Here is a 14829-nt window from a genome sequence, read left to right as displayed (position 1 = left end):
TATTTTTCCCGCAGAAACTGGAAACGGCTTGCAAAACCTTGAATTATATCCGAAACCCCGGCGCACTCCGGCAATGGCCGCGACGTGCGGGCTTCAGCGACGGCGCCATGTGAGCCAGCGCTCGTTTCCGTCGAACACGGCCAGCGAATCGGTCACCGGCAGATCTTCGATCAGCTCGAAGTGCGGCGCGAGCAGCGCATCGAGTTCGGCGCGCTCGACGCCGAACGGCGGCCCCTTCGGTTTCTTCGTCACGAAGAAATACCCGGCCAGCAGCGCACCGGCGGGCAGCAGTTCGGCCATCCGCGTCGCGTAACGGGCGCGCAGGCTCGGCGGCAGCGCGCACAGGAACGCGCGCTCGTACACCCACTGCACGTCGAACGGCGGCCGGTACGTGAAGAAATCGGCCTGCTCGACGACGTCCGCGTGCGCGCCGAGCTGCGCCTTCGCAGCCGCCACCGCCTGCGCGGCGAAATCGATCGCGCGCACGGGCCAGCCGGCCTGCGCGAGCCAGCCGGCTTCCTGCGCACTGCCGCAGCCGGGGATCAGCACCGCGCACGGCTCCTGCCGCTGCGCAAACGCGCGAAACCCGTCCGGCACACCGCCGAATTCCCACGGTGTCACGCCGCGTGCGAAACGCTCGTCCCAGAACGCGGCATTGCCGGGGTCGCGCGTCGCGAAATCGGCGGCGCTCGGCGCGGACGGTTGTTTCGGTTCGGACATCGCTCCGTCCCCTGCGGTCACGCGCCGTACGCGAGCGCGAGCAGCACGCGCGCGACGAGCGCCCCGACGCCGACGGCAAGACCGAAGATCAGCAATGCCTGCATCAGCCGGTTGGTCCGTTTCTGCTCGATGAGGATCTGGCGCATCAGGTCCTCGCTCGCCGCGCGCGGCGCATCGTGGCGCGCCGCCATCGCGTGGTGGATCAGCCGCGGCAGTTGCGGCAGCGTCTTGCTCCACTGCGGCGCCTCGACCTTGAAGCGCTCGTACCAGCCGCGCAGGCCGATCTGCTCGGTCATCCAGCGCTCGAGATACGGCTTCGCGGTCTTCCACAGGTCGAGTTCGGGATCGAGCGAACGGCCGAGCCCTTCGACATTCAGCATCGTCTTCTGCAGCAGCACGAGCTGCGGCTGGATCTCGACGTTGAAGCGGCGCGACGTCGAGAACAGGCGCATCAGCACCTGGCCGAGCGAGATGTCCTTCAGCGCGCGGTCGAAATACGGCTCGCACACCGCACGGATCGCGCTCTCGAGCTCCTCGACGCGCGTCTCGGGCGGCACCCAGCCCGATTCGAGGTGCAGCGTCGCGACGCGGTGGTAATCGCGCTTGAAGAACGCGAGGAAGTTCTGCGCGAGGTAGTTCTTGTCGAAATCGGACAACGCGCCGACGATCCCGAAATCGAGCGCGATATAGCGGCCGAACGTGTTCGGATCGAGGCTCACCTGGATGTTGCCCGGGTGCATGTCCGCGTGAAAGAAACCGTCGCGAAACACCTGCGTGAAGAAGATCTCGACGCCTTCGCGCGCGAGCTTCTTGATGTCGACGCCGGCCGCGCGCAGCGTCTCGACCTGGCTGATCGGCACGCCGGTCATGCGCTCCATCACGAGCACCTGCGACGTCGAGAAATCCCAGAACATCTCGGGCACGAGCAGCAGGTCGAGGCCCGCGAAGTTGCGGCGCAGCTGGCTGCCGTTCGCGGCCTCGCGCATCAGGTCGAGCTCGTCGTGCAGGTACTTGTCGAATTCGGCGACGACTTCGCGCGGCTTCAGGCGCCGGCCGTCGGCCCACATGCGCTCCGTCCACGTCGCGATGTCGCGCATCAGCGCGAGGTCGGAATCGATCACCGGCAGCATGTTCGGGCGCAGCACCTTGACGGCGACGGCCTTGCCCGCGTGCACGCCCTGCTTCAGCTTCGCGAAGTGCACCTGCGCGATCGACGCGCTCGCGACCGGCTCGCGCTCGAATTCGTCGAACAGCTCGTCGACCGGCGCGCCGAGCGACTTCTCGATGATCGCGATCGCCACCGCGGAATCGAACGGCGGCACCTGGTCCTGCAGCTTCGCGAGTTCGTTCGCGAAATCGACCGACAGCAAGTCGCGGCGCGTCGACAGCACCTGGCCGAACTTCACGAAGATCGGGCCGAGGCTTTCGAGCGCGTGACGCAGCCGTACGGCGGGCGGATCGGAAAAGCGGCGGCCGATCGTCGTGATCCGCAGCAGCAGCTTCACGCGCCGGTCGTCGATCCGGGACAGCATCACTTCGTCGAGGCCAAAGCGGATGACGGTGTAGACAATCTTGATGAAACGGAAAATGCGCATGCCCTGCGGCCCTCAGTGCGCGCCGCGCGGGCCGGAGCCCGTGCGCGCGCCGATTTTTTGTTCGAGTCGCTCGACCCGCTTTTCGACCCGCGCGAGCGCATCGCGCGCCCGCGCCAGTTCGGCGTCGAAGCCGCCGAGCACCGTGCGCCGGACGACTTGCGGATTCTCGTCGAGCAAGTACTCGGCGACGGAATCGAGCACGTTGCGGCCGGTGCGGCGCGCGCGCGCGCCGGCGTCGCGCACGACCGTCGCGATCCGGTACGCCGCCGCGTCGCCGACCAGCTTCGCGAGATCTTCCTCAGGTTCCCAGCGCAGGTGCTCGGCCAGCTTCGCGATCTGGGTCGCGAACTCGGCGTCGCCCTCGATCTTCACGTGCTTCATCACGGCCGCCTGGCCGCCCTGCAGGAATGCGGCGACCGTATCACCCGCGAGCGCGATCGACACGTCGACGTGTTGCGCATCGTGCGCTTCCACCGCGGACAGGTAGCCGTCGGGCTGCACGAGCAGCGTGAGCGTGACGGGCGGCACGTCGAGCCGGGCAGTCTTGCCCGCGTAGGGGATCAGGCGATCGCGCGCCCACGATTCGCGCGCGAGCAGGTGATTGACAGCAGCAGCAAAAGGCTTGGCGGCAAAGGTCATCGGGCTGGGAAAGAAAAAACCCGCGCAGGCCGGGCGCCCACGCGGGTTTCTATTGTAACGTCGGATCGTCGGCAGCCCGCGGCCAACCGCACACCCGGGCGGCAAGCGGTCGCAGTGCGGCGGCCGTCGCCCGGGCAGCCGGCAAGCCGGCCGCCGGTCACGCTCAGTGCGTGTTGATCTGCTGGATACCCGCGAGCAGCCAGCCCTGGCCGCCCGACTTCGACAGGTTCCACACCTCGTCGAACGGCGCCGCCGACGCATTCGCCGATTCGCGGATCAGCCCGTGGAAGCGCACGCTGGCCGACTGCTCGATGCCGCGATCCTCGATCGCGACCAGTTCCGCGTCGAGCTGGACGACATCGGTCTGGTTCGCCTCGTTGCCGCGCGAATCGAGGTCGATCTTGATCTCGGCGAACATTTCCGGCGTCGTGAACTCGCGGATGTCGGCCAGGTTGCCCTGGTCCCACGCGGCCTGCAGGCGCACGAAGTAGACCTTCGCGCTGCGCAGGAACGCTTCGGTGTCGAAGCCGGCCGGCACCTGCAGCGGTGCGGCCGCCATCGCGCCCGCCGCGCCCGCGGCCGCTGCGCCGCCGCCGAACACGCCCTGCGCTTCGTTCGCATAGCTGCTGCCGCTGCCGGCATAGTTGCCGCCGGTGCTGCCTTGCTGGAACGACGGGCTCTGCGAGTAGCCGCCCGACGACGAGGCCGAGCCGCCCACCGAGTACGCCGGTTCCTGCGGACGGCGACGGTTCATGAACTTGCGGATCAGCCAGATGCCGACCATCGCCAGCAGCGCGATCACGATGACGTTCGCCATCATGCTCGCGAACGCGCCGCCGAGGCCGAAGTGCGACAGCAGCGCCGCAATGCCGAGGCCGGCCGCAAGGCCGGCGATCGGCCCGAGCCAGCGCGAGCGGTTCGGCTGCGCGGCCGGTGCCGGTGCGGCCGGGTTCGCGCGCTGCGCCTGCGCCGGCGCGGCCTGCTGCATCGGCTGCTGCGCGGGCGGCGTGGCCTGGCGCTGCGTGACGGTGGAGCTCTGGCGGCCGATGCTGCGCCCGCCGCCCATACGCCTGGCTTCGGCGTCGAGCGATGCGAACGTGCCGGCCGTGAGCAGGCCGACCATCAGCAGCGTGCCGACCCGTCGAGCCCACGGCTTCGACGGCTTGCTACGGTTGAACAACGAACGCGATTCGGACATCAGCTTCTCCAGATGTAAGGCGAATGTATGGGAAGAACCCCTTAGTACTTGGTTCCTAGGTGTAAAGCTACCACGCCACCTGACAAATTGTAATATTTGACGGCGTCGAGGCCCGCTTGTTCCATCATCGTCTTCAGCGTGTCCTGATCGGGGTGCATCCGGATAGATTCAGCAAGATACCGATAACTTTCAGCATCTTTCGCGAACTTGTCGCCAAGCCACGGTAATACTTTGAAAGAATACAGATCGTACGCTTTTTTCAGCGGATCCCAGACTTTCGAGAATTCCAGCACCATCACGCGGCCGCCCGGCTTCGCCACGCGGCGCATCTCGGCCAGCGCCGCATCCTTGTGCGTCATGTTGCGCAGCCCGAACGCGACCGTGACCACATCGAAGTAGTTGTCCGGAAAGGGGATTTTCTCGGCATCGCACAGCAGCGACGGCGTCACGATGCCCTTGTCGAGCAGCCGGTCGCGGCCCACGCGCAGCATCGATTCGTTGATGTCGGTGTGCCAGACTTCGCCGGTCGGCCCGGCCGCCTTCGCGAACGCCTTGGTCAGGTCGCCGGTGCCGGCCGCGATGTCGAGCACCTTGAAGCCGGGGCGCACGTTCGCCTGCGCGATCGTGAACGCCTTCCACGCGCGGTGCATGCCGGCCGACATCAGGTCGTTCATCAGATCGTAGTTGCTCGCGACCGAATGGAACACGCCCGCCACTTTCTTCGCTTTTTCGGTTTCCTCGACGCTCTCGAAGCCGAAGTGGGTTTTGCTCATCGCGTTGATCCTCAGTAAATGGCAAGACGGCGCCGAGCGGGCGCCGTCGATTTCAGTGGCAGTGGCCGTGCGGCGCGGGGGCCGCCGGCATCGGCGCGTCGCGCTCGACGCCCGCCGCCTGCAGTTTGTCGAAATAGTCGCGCCACAGCGCGTCCTGCTGCGTCGCCAGTTCGTACAGCAGATCCCACGAGTAGATGCCGGTCGAATGACCATCCGAGAACGTCGGCTGCAGCGCGTAGTTGCCCACGCCCTCGAGCGCGGTGATCGTCACCTCGCGCTTGCCGGTCTGCAGCGTCTCCTGACCCGGCCCGTGGCCGCGCACCTCGGCCGACGGCGAATAGACGCGCATCAGCTCGAACGGAATCCGGTAATTTTCGCCGTTCGGGTACTGCAATTCGAGCACGCGCGACACCGCGTGCACGACGACGCCGGACGGAATCGGCGTCGTGGAAGTCAAACCGCTCATGGCTGCCTCGAATCGGTCATGCGTTGAATTTCCTCGCGCACCGCATTGTGCAGCAGCGAGGCCTGCGCCGCGCGCGTGCGCAGCAGCGCCTCGGACACGCCGCGCTGGCGCGGCGCCCAGACGGGCTGCGGAAAATGGGCGTCGTTGGAGAAGCGCGGGATCACGTGCCAGTGCACGTGCGGCACCATGTTGCCGAGGCTCGCGAGATTCACCTTGTTCGGCTGCATCACGCGGCGCACGGCGCGCTCCACCGCGTACACCACGCGCATCAGATGTGCCCGCTCGGGCTCGCCGAGATCGGAAAACTCGGCCACGTGCGTGCCCCAGATCACCCGGCAGAAGCCAGGGTAATCGTGCTCGCCCGTCGCGAGCACGACGCGCAGCGCATCGTCCTGCCAGAGCACCTCGCCGCCGTCTTCACGGCAAAACACGCATTCCATCGTCGCTCCCATGTGGACGGGCGCCGGCGCATCTGCGCCGGCGCCCGCTCATTCCTGGCCCGCCCGGGCGGTCGTCATGCCCGCATTAGACCAGCACGCGCTCGATCCCGCCATTGTTCGCGTGTGCGACATAGTCGGCCATCCAGTTCTCGCCGAGCACCTGGCGCGCGATCTCGACCACGATGTAGTCGGCCTCGAGGTTCGCATCCTCGTTGTAGCGCGACAGGCCCTGCAGGCACGACGGGCAGCTCGTCAGGATCTTCACGTCCGGGCCGTTCGCGCTCGCGGCGGCCGGCGCCGGCGCGTTGCCGGCCACGACCGGGATGCTGCGCAGCTTCGCGGCGCCCTTGCGGATTTCCTCTTCCTTGCGGAAGCGGACCTGCGTGGAGATGTCCGGACGCGTGACCGCCAGCGTGCCCGACTCACCGCAGCAGCGCTCGTTCTTCTCGATCTTGTAGCCGTCCTTCTCCGCCCCCATCAGCTCGTTGACGAGCTTCACCGGGTCCATCGTCTTGATCGGCGTGTGGCACGGGTCGTGATACATGTAGCGCGTGCCCGTCACGCCGTCGAGCTTCATCCCCTTCTCGAGCAGGAACTCGTGGATGTCGATGATCCGGCAGCCCGGGAAGATCTTGTCGAATTCGTAGCCTGCGAGCTGGTCGTAGCAGGTGCCGCACGACACGACCACCGTCTTGATGTCGAGGTAGTTCAGCGTGTTCGCGACCCGGTGGAACAGCACGCGGTTGTCGGTGACGATCTTCTCGGCCTTGTCGTACTGGCCCGAGCCGCGCTGCGGATAGCCGCAGCACAGGTAGCCCGGCGGCAGCACGGTCTGCACGCCCGCTTCCCACAGCATCGCCTGCGTCGCGAGGCCGACCTGCGAGAACAGGCGCTCGGAGCCGCAGCCCGGGAAGTAGAACACCGCTTCCGAATCGACGGTCGTCGACTTCGGGTTGCGGATGATCGGCACGATCTTGTTGTCCTCGATGTCGAGCAGCGCGCGCGCCGTCTTCTTCGGCAGGTTGCCCGGCATCTTCTTGTTGACGAAGTGGATCACCTGCTCGACCACGGGCGGCTTGCCGACCGTCGCCGGCGGGTGCTGCGTCTGCTTCGTCACGACCTTCTTCAGCATGTCGTTCGCGAAGCGCTGCACCTTGTAGCCGACGCCCATCATCACGCCGCGCGCGGCGTTGATCGTCTGCGGATTGGTCGCGTTCAGGAAGAACATGCCCGCCGCATTGCCGGCGTTGAACTTCTTCTTGCCCATCTTGCGCAACAGGTTGCGCATGTTCATCGTGACGTCGCCGAAGTCGATCTTCACCGGGCACGGCGTCGCGCACTTGTGGCACACCGTGCAGTGGTCGGCCACGTCGTTGAACTCGTCCCAGTGCTTGATCGACACGCCGCGGCGCGTCTGCTCCTCGTACAGGAACGCCTCGACCAGCAGCGAGGTCGCGAGGATCTTGTTGCGCGGGCTGTACAGCAGGTTCGCGCGCGGCACGTGGGTCGCGCACACCGGCTTGCACTTGCCGCAGCGCAGGCAGTCCTTCACCGAATCGGCGATCGCGCCGATGTCGGACTGCTGCATGATCAGCGACTCGTAGCCCATCAGCCCGAAGCTCGGCGTGTACGCGTTGCGCAGGTCGGCGCCGTCGAGCAGCTTGCCCTTGTTGAAGCGGCCGTTCGGGTCGACGCGTTGCTTGTACGCGCGGAATTCGGCGATCTCGTCGTCGGTCAGGAACTCGAGCTTCGTGATGCCGATCCCGTGTTCGCCGGAGATCACGCCGTCGAGCGAGCGCGCAAGCGTCATGATGCGCGCGACCGCCGCGTGCGCGTCCTGCAGCATCTCGTAGTTGTCGGAGTTGACCGGGATGTTGGTGTGGACGTTCCCGTCGCCCGCGTGCATGTGCAGCGCGACGAACACGCGACCGCGCAGCACCTGCTTGTGGATCGCCTGCGCCTCATCGAGGATCTGCTTGAACGCGCCGCCGTTGAAGATCGCGCGCAGCTCCGCGCGGATCTCCTGCTTCCACGAGATGCGGACCGTGCGGTCCTGCGTGACGTGGAACACGGTCGCGCCCGGCTGCTCGTCCGCGCGATCGGCGAACTTCTCGGCAAGCGCCTCGTAGCCGAGCTGCACGAGGTAGTGCTGCGCCTCGCGCAGCGGCTGGTCGAGCCGGTCGCGCACGAATTCCCAGCGTGCGCGCACGCGCTTGAGCAGCTCCAGCGCCTGCTGCACGCGATCCTCGAGCAGCTCGGCGCTCGGGATCTCGTTCGCGTCGTCGGTCTTGCCGAGCGGCAGGTTGCCGGCGCGGAAGAACGCTTCGAGCGCGTCGACCAGCTGCAGCTTGTTCTTCAGCGACAGCTCGATGTTGATCCGCTCGATGCCGTCGGTGTACTCACCCATCCGGTTCAGCGGGATCACGACGTCTTCGTTGATCTTGAACGCGTTGGTGTGCTTCGCGATCGCGGCCGTGCGGCTGCGGTCGAGCCAGAAGCGCTTGCGGGCCTCCGCGCTGATCGCGACGAAGCCTTCGCCGCTCTTGCCGTTCGCCATCCGGATCACTTCGGACGTCGCGTGCGCGACCGCGTCGGCGTCATCGCCGACGATGTCGCCGATCAGCACCATCTTGGGGAATGCGTTGCGCTTGCTCTTGGTCGCATAGCCGACCGCGCGCAGGTAGCGCTCGTCGAGGTGCTCGAGGCCAGCGAGGATCGCGCCACCCTGCTTCGACGTCTCGAACAGGTAGTCCTTGATCTCGACGATGCTCGGGATCGCCTCGCGCGCCTGGCCGAAGAATTCGAGACAGACGGTGCGCGTGTGCGCGGGCATCTTGTGCAGCACCCAGCGCGCGGACGTGATCAGCCCGTCGCAGCCTTCCTTCTGCACGCCCGGCAGGCCGGCGAGGAACTTGTCGGTCACGTCCTTGCCGAGGCCTTCCTTGCGGAACCGGCGGCCTTCGATCTCGAGCATCTCGGTCTTCAGCAGCTTCTCGCCCGGCGCGTACGCGCCGTCGAACCACTTCAGCTCGAACCGCGCGACCGCGATGTCGTGGATCTTGCCCTGGTTGTGCTCGTGGCGCGTGACTTCGAGCCAGTTGCCGTCCGGGTCGACCATCCGCCACCAGGCCAGGTTGTCGAGCGCGGTGCCCCACAGCACGGCCTTCTTGCCGCCGGCGTTCATCGCGACGTTGCCGCCGATGCACGATGCGTCGAGCGAGGTCGGGTCGACCGCGAACACGTAGCCGGCCGCTTCGGCCGCTTCCGTCACGCGGCGCGTGACGACGCCCGCGCCGGAGAAGATCGTCGGCACCTTGTGCGCGACGCCCGGCAGTTCGGTGAGTTCGACCGCGCCGAGCTGTTCGAGCTTCTCGGTGTTGATCACCGCGGAGAACGGCGTGAGCGGCACCGCGCCGCCCGTGTAGCCGGTGCCGCCGCCACGCGGGATCACGGTCAGGCCAAGCTCGAAGCAGGCCTTGATCAGGCCCGCGATCTCGGCTTCGGTATCGGGGGTCAGCACGACGAACGGGTATTCGACGCGCCAGTCGGTCGCGTCGGTCACGTGCGACACGCGCGACAGCCCGTCGAAACGAATGTTGTCCTTCTGCGTGCAGCGGCCGAGCGCCTTGGTCGCGCGGCGGCGCAGGTCGGCCATCTTGTCGAATTCGTCGGCGAACTCGTCGACCGCGCGCTGCGCGGCGGCCTCGAGCATCTCGACGCGCTCGGCGCGTTCGCGGCCCGCGTCGTCGTGGTGCGCGGTCAGGTCGGCGCGGCGGCGCTTGCCGATCTCGGTCAGGCGGTGGTTCAGCGCCTCGATCAGCAGCGCGCGGCGCTTCGGGTTGTCGAGCAGGTCGTCCTGCAGGTACGGGTTGCGGCGCACGACCCAGATATCGCCGAGCACCTCATACAGCATCCGTGCCGAGCGGCCCGTGCGGCGTTCGGCGCGCAGTTCGTCGAGCACCGACCACGCCTCCGCGCCGAGCAGGCGGATCACGATCTCGCGGTCGGAGAAGGACGTGTAGTTGTAGGGAATCTCGCGCAGACGGGGCGCGGGGTCGGCGGCGACGGCGGCGGCCGCGCCATGCGGATCGAAAACTTGTGGTGCGTTCATGTTCGGACGACTCGGAGGGCCGATACACCGTGCAGGGGCGTCGGCAAGCGCGTGGGCGCAATCTTGGGGAAATCTGTTCTGTTGCCAGGCGTGCGACTAACTCGCATGGGGCCGGAACGGGACTGAACTCACCGTTCCCGACGGGTGGGGCCTGGCGGCACTCGGAGCCATCAGCACGATCGCGCGCGGCGCGCATGCCGCTCCGCCGCGGGGCTGGCTGCGCGCGGCGTCGGCTTCAACGGGGCGATCCGAGGGTGCCTCTGCATCTTCCGATCCTTGATTCAAAACGGAATTCTAACCCATGATCGGGCCACGCGTGACACGCCGGACAGGTCGTGGGGCTATCGCCGCAAGCCGCGCCGGGCTTGGCTCGGCACGTTTTCGCGTCGAAATTCGCCGTCCGTCCGGTCGGTAACCATGCGGTTAAACCGGTAAAAAGGGACGCCTCATGCGGCCAACACGCCCGCCGGCGCGGTTCCGCGACCGTGCGCCCGGCATGCCGCTTGCGTGCGGACCGACCCTTGGCGCTATCATTGATCCTTTACCGTCTGCTTCCGCACTGCACGCGAGCGCCCATGGCATCCCACGATTACCTGAAGAAAATCCTCACCGCGCGCGTCTACGACGTCGCGCTCGAGACGGAACTCGAACCTGCCCGCAACCTGTCGGCCCGGCTGCACAACCCCGTTTACCTGAAGCGCGAGGACAACCAGCCGGTGTTCTCGTTCAAGCTGCGCGGCGCGTACAACAAGATGGCGCACATTCCGGCCGACGCGCTCGCGCGCGGCGTGATCACGGCATCGGCCGGCAATCATGCGCAGGGCGTCGCGTTCTCGGCGGCCCGAATGGGCGTGAAGGCCGTGATCGTCGTGCCGGTCACGACGCCGCAGGTGAAAGTCGATGCGGTACGCGCGCACGGCGGCCCGAGCGTCGAGGTGATCCAGGCGGGCGAGTCGTACAGCGATGCATACGCGCACGCGGTCAAGGTTCAGGCTGAACGCGACCTCACGTTCGTCCACCCGTTCGACGATCCGTACGTGATCGCCGGCCAGGGCACGATCGCGATGGAAATCCTGCGTCAGCACCAGGGTCCGATTCACGCGATCTTCGTGCCGATCGGCGGCGGCGGGCTCGCGTCCGGCGTGGCGGCTTACGTCAAGGCGGTGCGGCCGGAGATCAAGGTGTTCGGCGTGCAGGCCGAGGATTCGTGCGCGATGGCGCAGTCGCTGCAGAAGGGCGAGCGCGTCGAACTGAGCGAGGTCGGCCTGTTCGCGGACGGCACCGCGGTAAAGCTCGTCGGCGAGGAAACCTTCCGGCTGTGCCGCGAATTCCTCGACGGCGTGCTGACGGTCGACACCGACGCGCTGTGCGCGGCGATCAAGGACGTATTCCAGGATACGCGCAGCGTGCTCGAGCCGTCCGGCGCGCTCGCGGTCGCGGGCGCGAAACAGTATGCGGAGCGCGAAGGCATCGAGAACCAGACGCTCGTCGCGGTCACGTCCGGCGCGAACATGAACTTCGACCGGATGCGCTTCGTCGCCGAACGCGCGGAAGTGGGCGAGGCGCGCGAAGCCGTGTTCGCCGTCACGATCCCCGAGGAGCGCGGCAGCTTCAAGCGCTTCTGCTCGCTCGTCGGCGATCGCAACGTGACCGAGTTCAACTACCGGATCGCCGATGCGCAGTCCGCGCACATCTTCGTCGGCGTGCAGATCAAGCGGCGCGGCGAGTCGGAGGAGATCGCCGCGAACTTCGAGTCGCACGGCTTCAAGACCGTCGACCTCACGCACGACGAGCTGTCGAAGGAACATATCCGCTACATGGTGGGCGGCCGCTCGCCGCTCGCGCTTGAAGAGCGCCTGTTCCGCTTCGAATTCCCGGAACGGCCGGGCGCGCTGATGAAGTTCCTGTCGTCGATGGCGCCGGACTGGAACATCAGCCTGTTCCACTACCGCAACCAGGGCGCGGACTACAGCTCGATCCTCGTCGGGCTGCAGGTGCCGCAGGCCGATCGCGCCGAGTTCGAACGCTTCCTCGCGGCCCTCGGCTATCCGTATGTCGAGGAGAGCGCCAATCCGGCGTACCGCCTCTTCCTGTCGTAAAGGCTTCGTGCAATGAATCCCGAACATTCCCCGCTCGGCAAGGCGACCGTCTACGCAGCGCAGTACGACGCGTCGCTGCTGTTCCCGATCCCGCGCGCCGGGGCGCGCGAGCAGCTCGGCATCACGTCCGCGCTGCCGTTCTTCGGCACCGATATCTGGAACGCGTACGAACTGTCGTGGCTCAACGCGCGCGGCAAGCCGCAGCTCGCGGTCGCGACGTTCTACGTGCCGGCCGAATCGCCGAACATCGTCGAATCGAAGTCGTTCAAGCTGTATCTCGGCTCGTTCGCGCAATCGAAGTTCGACTCGCTCGACGCGGTGCGCGACGTGCTGAAGCGCGACGTGTCGGCCGCGTGCGGCGCGAGCGTGTCGGTGCAGCTGGTGTCGCCGCACGATTTCGGCAAGCTCGAGATGGAGGAGCTCGACGGACTGTCGCTCGACCGGCTCGACCTCGACACCGACGTGTACGAACCCGATCCGTCGCTGCTGTCGGCCGCCGACGCCGAGGACGAAGCGCCGGTCGAGGAAACGCTCGTGTCCGACCTGCTGCGCTCGAACTGCCCGGTCACCGGCCAGCCCGACTGGGGCAGCGTGCAGATTCACTACGTCGGGCCGCAGATCGATCACGCAGGGCTGCTGCGCTACATCATCTCGTTCCGCAATCACACGGGCTTTCACGAGCAGTGCGTCGAGCGGATCTTCCTCGACATCCTGCATGCGTGCAAACCGGTGAAGCTCGCGGTGTATGCGCGCTACACGCGGCGCGGCGGGCTCGACATCAATCCGTTCCGCACGAATTACAACCAGCCGATGCCGGACAACGCGCGGACGGCGCGGCAGTAATAGCGGCCCGCCTGTCACGAAACAGCCCCGCCGGCTCGCGCCGACGGGGCTGTTTCACTGTGCGCAGGGGATGCCCGCCCGCATTACTTCACCGGCGGCTTGTAAGCGATGCAATCGACCTCGACCTTGCAATCGATGACCATGCTCGACTGCACGCACGCGCGTGCCGGCGGATGCTCGCCGAAGTACGACACGAACACCTTGTTGAACGACGCGAAATCGCGTGCGTCGCCGATGCCACACGCCGCAGTGCACGACAAGCTCGAGGCTGTAGCCTGCTCTCTTCAGGAGGTGAGGGGGTACTAGCAGGCGTTTTGGGCCTGCCATCGATCCTGATCCCATTCTTTGAAATCCGGTCCGACACGCGTGGAGACCCGGCCTTTCACTGCATTGCGGCCAATCGCGCAGCGTTCCATTTTCTTTCTACGGCTGCACGATGCAGCATCGCGAGCGTAATCGATTCCCGCTTGAAGTCGTGGGGCTTTCGTCGCACCCACCGCTGGAATAGCGAATAGAGCAATCCCTCGCCTTCCATCAAAAAATACCGGTGGAAATCGAAATCGCCGGTGTCGACGGCAAATCGCTCAAAAAAATGCCCCATGAAGTCGTTGGCTTCGTCACCGGTCTGCCCAAGGTCTTCCCAGAGCCGAGTGCCGGCGGAGAGCGGCTTCGATGGACCGAGCCCGACCTCTGACCTGACAAAGGCTTCGATCTCGTCCCAACGCACGTTTTCCATCAGAACACCTTATCGTCAGGTTTGACGAGGCTGTTGTACCTTGAGACCGTGCCATGAACGATCCCGAACACGTCGCGCGCCAGCAGCGCCCAACCCACGCCCGGAACGGCGCGCCCGACGAATACGCTGAGCTTCCGGGTCAGGATGATCCGAAATGACTTGATGCTTTGAAGCGTGACGGTTGGCAAAACCTTCCTGTTCAGCTGGTAGCGAAAAATCGAACGCGCCATCACGGATGCGACGGACGTTCCTTTCGTCGCACCGCCGAATTTTTGCCGCGTCGGCAAAACGGGCCAGCCAGCTAGAATCAGGACCACCGCTTCGACATCGTCGATCCCGACCCGTGCGCACGTCTCTTCCACGGCAACGAAAAAGAAAAGTTCGGCGGGCGTGAGATCCGAATGAACGCCATAGCGGTATGTAGTGCTCGTCATGATTCGATTTCACGAAATCGTTGATTGGAATGACGACCATACCCAGCGATCCACCCAATTTGCTCTATCGAGATTCATCGACGCCGCTGGCGTATTGCGCGTCCATTACCGGAGCCGCCCGCCAGACGCGGCATATCGAGTCACGCTCGAGTCACAAGGATTTCATTCAGAGTGTAAAAATTCGGCGCTACTCAGGTCACTCATGATTGCGTTCCCCACCGGATTATTGCGCTTGCCAGAAGACAAGTGCTCCCGATACCAACCGCCCGCGACACTTCTATTCCGCCAAAACGCAACGAGGCCGGCGCATGTTACTGCGCCGGCCCTGTGACACGACAATTCGCCCGCCCGCGTTACTTCACCGGCGGCTTGTAAGCGATGCAATCGACCTCGACCTTGCAATCGATGACCATGCTCGACTGCACGCACGCGCGTGCCGGCGGATGCTCGCCGAAGTACGACACGAACACCTTGTTGAACGACGCGAAATCGCGTGCGTCGTCGAGCCACACGCCGCAACGCACGACGTGTTCCAGGCCGTAGCCGGCTTCCTTCAGGATCGCGATCACGTTCTCGATCGTCTGCTTCGACTGCGTGACGATCCCGCCTTCGACGACCTCGCCGTTCACCATCGGCGTCTGGCCCGACACGTACAGCCAGCCGTCGGCCTCGACCGCGCGTGCAAACGGCATCACCTGCCCGCCGGTACCCTTCGCTTCGCCTACGCCATATCGCTTCATCGTTTCACTCCTTGTTGGTCGGCCGGAGCCGGCGC

General features: G+C 65.9%; 13 protein-coding genes and 2 pseudogenes. 3 read left to right on the top strand and 12 right to left on the bottom strand.

The features are described 5' to 3' along the window. Positions 1-93 precede the first annotated feature (93 nt). From U4Z31_RS02200 to U4Z31_RS02165, 8 genes are all read right to left on the bottom strand, one after another. Positions 94-720, bottom strand: coding sequence for an SAM-dependent methyltransferase (locus U4Z31_RS02200; protein ID WP_321809320.1), 627 nt, complete (start codon positions 718-720; stop codon positions 94-96). 17 nt (positions 721-737) lie between these two features. Next, positions 738-2315, bottom strand: coding sequence for a ubiquinone biosynthesis regulatory protein kinase UbiB (ubiB, locus tag U4Z31_RS02195; RefSeq protein WP_044846835.1), 1578 nt, complete (start codon positions 2313-2315; stop codon positions 738-740). 12 nt (positions 2316-2327) lie between these two features. After that, positions 2328-2954, bottom strand: coding sequence for an SCP2 domain-containing protein (locus tag U4Z31_RS02190; RefSeq protein ID WP_044846836.1), 627 nt, complete (start codon positions 2952-2954; stop codon positions 2328-2330). 163 nt (positions 2955-3117) lie between these two features. Further along, positions 3118-4152 carry a Tim44 domain-containing protein gene (locus tag U4Z31_RS02185; RefSeq protein WP_044846837.1) on the bottom strand — a complete coding sequence of 345 codons (1035 nt, stop codon included), beginning with the start codon at positions 4150-4152 and terminating at the stop codon, positions 3118-3120. 41 nt (positions 4153-4193) lie between these two features. Then, positions 4194-4925 (bottom strand): bifunctional demethylmenaquinone methyltransferase/2-methoxy-6-polyprenyl-1,4-benzoquinol methylase UbiE, encoded by a 732-nt coding sequence (ubiE, locus tag U4Z31_RS02180; RefSeq protein WP_044846838.1) that lies wholly within the window; start codon positions 4923-4925, stop codon positions 4194-4196. 52 nt (positions 4926-4977) lie between these two features. Continuing rightward, a complete protein-coding gene (locus U4Z31_RS02175) occupies positions 4978-5391 on the bottom strand; it encodes a gamma-butyrobetaine hydroxylase-like domain-containing protein (RefSeq protein WP_124488601.1) in 414 nt (137 codons plus the stop codon). Next, on the bottom strand, positions 5388-5831 hold the full coding sequence (locus U4Z31_RS02170; RefSeq protein ID WP_321809319.1) for an HIT family protein: 444 nt from the start codon (positions 5829-5831) through the stop codon (positions 5388-5390). The genes U4Z31_RS02175 and U4Z31_RS02170 overlap by 4 nt, the downstream gene beginning before the upstream one ends. Positions 5832-5916: 85 nt before the next feature. Next, the gene (locus U4Z31_RS02165; protein ID WP_124488600.1) at positions 5917-9942 is read right to left on the bottom strand and encodes a DUF3683 domain-containing protein; all 4026 of its coding nucleotides are present in this window, start codon (positions 9940-9942) and stop codon (positions 5917-5919) included. Between U4Z31_RS02165 and U4Z31_RS37130 the strand changes: the two are divergent. From U4Z31_RS37130 to queF, 3 genes and pseudogenes are all read left to right on the top strand, one after another. Continuing rightward, positions 9928-10377: pseudogene (locus U4Z31_RS37130) on the top strand (hypothetical protein). The gene U4Z31_RS02165 and the pseudogene U4Z31_RS37130 sit on opposite strands and share 15 nt — an antisense overlap. A gap of 140 nt (positions 10378-10517) precedes the next feature. Further along, positions 10518-12041, top strand: a complete 1524-nt coding sequence (ilvA, locus tag U4Z31_RS02160) for a threonine ammonia-lyase, biosynthetic (RefSeq protein ID WP_044848605.1) — start codon at positions 10518-10520, stop codon at positions 12039-12041. A gap of 12 nt (positions 12042-12053) precedes the next feature. Further along, on the top strand, positions 12054-12884 hold the full coding sequence (gene queF / locus U4Z31_RS02155) for an NADPH-dependent 7-cyano-7-deazaguanine reductase QueF (protein WP_044848604.1): 831 nt from the start codon (positions 12054-12056) through the stop codon (positions 12882-12884). A gap of 83 nt (positions 12885-12967) precedes the next feature. On the opposite strand, the pseudogene U4Z31_RS02150 reads toward queF, so the two are convergent. The 4 genes and pseudogenes from U4Z31_RS02150 to U4Z31_RS02135 form a co-directional block, all read right to left on the bottom strand. After that, positions 12968-13175 (bottom strand): annotated as a pseudogene (locus U4Z31_RS02150) (RidA family protein); the annotation flags it as partial. 91 nt (positions 13176-13266) lie between these two features. Continuing rightward, entirely contained in the window at positions 13267-13620 is a 354-nt protein-coding gene (locus tag U4Z31_RS02145) for a DUF1493 family protein (RefSeq protein WP_124488599.1), read from the bottom strand. After that, a complete protein-coding gene (locus U4Z31_RS02140) occupies positions 13620-14054 on the bottom strand; it encodes an STM2901 family protein (RefSeq protein WP_321809318.1) in 435 nt (144 codons plus the stop codon). The genes U4Z31_RS02145 and U4Z31_RS02140 overlap by 1 nt, the downstream gene beginning before the upstream one ends. Positions 14055-14407: 353 nt before the next feature. Then, on the bottom strand, positions 14408-14794 hold the full coding sequence (locus tag U4Z31_RS02135; RefSeq protein WP_006477830.1) for a RidA family protein: 387 nt from the start codon (positions 14792-14794) through the stop codon (positions 14408-14410). Positions 14795-14829: the final 35 nt, after the last annotated feature.

This window comes from Burkholderia sp. BCC1985 (assembly GCF_905339915.1).
Taxonomy (GTDB): domain Bacteria; phylum Pseudomonadota; class Gammaproteobacteria; order Burkholderiales; family Burkholderiaceae; genus Burkholderia.
Note: the sequence above shows the minus strand (reverse complement) of the source record. Positions and strands in the feature narration are given on the sequence as shown.

Excerpts from the sequence above, each read along its gene's own strand:
- U4Z31_RS02135 (WP_006477830.1), bottom strand. The coding sequence starts at position 14,794 with ATGAAGCGATATGGCGTAGGCGAAGCGAAGGGTACCGGCGGGCAGGTG.
- U4Z31_RS02145 (WP_124488599.1), bottom strand. The coding sequence starts at position 13,620 with ATGGAAAACGTGCGTTGGGACGAGATCGAAGCCTTTGTCAGGTCAGAG.
- queF (WP_044848604.1), top strand. The coding sequence starts at position 12,054 with ATGAATCCCGAACATTCCCCGCTCGGCAAGGCGACCGTCTACGCAGCG.
- U4Z31_RS02190 (WP_044846836.1), bottom strand. The coding sequence starts at position 2,954 with ATGACCTTTGCCGCCAAGCCTTTTGCTGCTGCTGTCAATCACCTGCTC.
- U4Z31_RS02185 (WP_044846837.1), bottom strand. The coding sequence starts at position 4,152 with ATGTCCGAATCGCGTTCGTTGTTCAACCGTAGCAAGCCGTCGAAGCCG.
- U4Z31_RS02165 (WP_124488600.1), bottom strand. The coding sequence starts at position 9,942 with ATGAACGCACCACAAGTTTTCGATCCGCATGGCGCGGCCGCCGCCGTC.
- ubiB (WP_044846835.1), bottom strand. The coding sequence starts at position 2,315 with ATGCGCATTTTCCGTTTCATCAAGATTGTCTACACCGTCATCCGCTTT.
- ilvA (WP_044848605.1), top strand. The coding sequence starts at position 10,518 with ATGGCATCCCACGATTACCTGAAGAAAATCCTCACCGCGCGCGTCTAC.
- U4Z31_RS02175 (WP_124488601.1), bottom strand. The coding sequence starts at position 5,391 with ATGAGCGGTTTGACTTCCACGACGCCGATTCCGTCCGGCGTCGTCGTG.
- ubiE (WP_044846838.1), bottom strand. The coding sequence starts at position 4,925 with ATGAGCAAAACCCACTTCGGCTTCGAGAGCGTCGAGGAAACCGAAAAA.
- U4Z31_RS02200 (WP_321809320.1), bottom strand. The coding sequence starts at position 720 with ATGTCCGAACCGAAACAACCGTCCGCGCCGAGCGCCGCCGATTTCGCG.
- U4Z31_RS02140 (WP_321809318.1), bottom strand. The coding sequence starts at position 14,054 with ATGACGAGCACTACATACCGCTATGGCGTTCATTCGGATCTCACGCCC.
- U4Z31_RS02170 (WP_321809319.1), bottom strand. The coding sequence starts at position 5,831 with ATGGAATGCGTGTTTTGCCGTGAAGACGGCGGCGAGGTGCTCTGGCAG.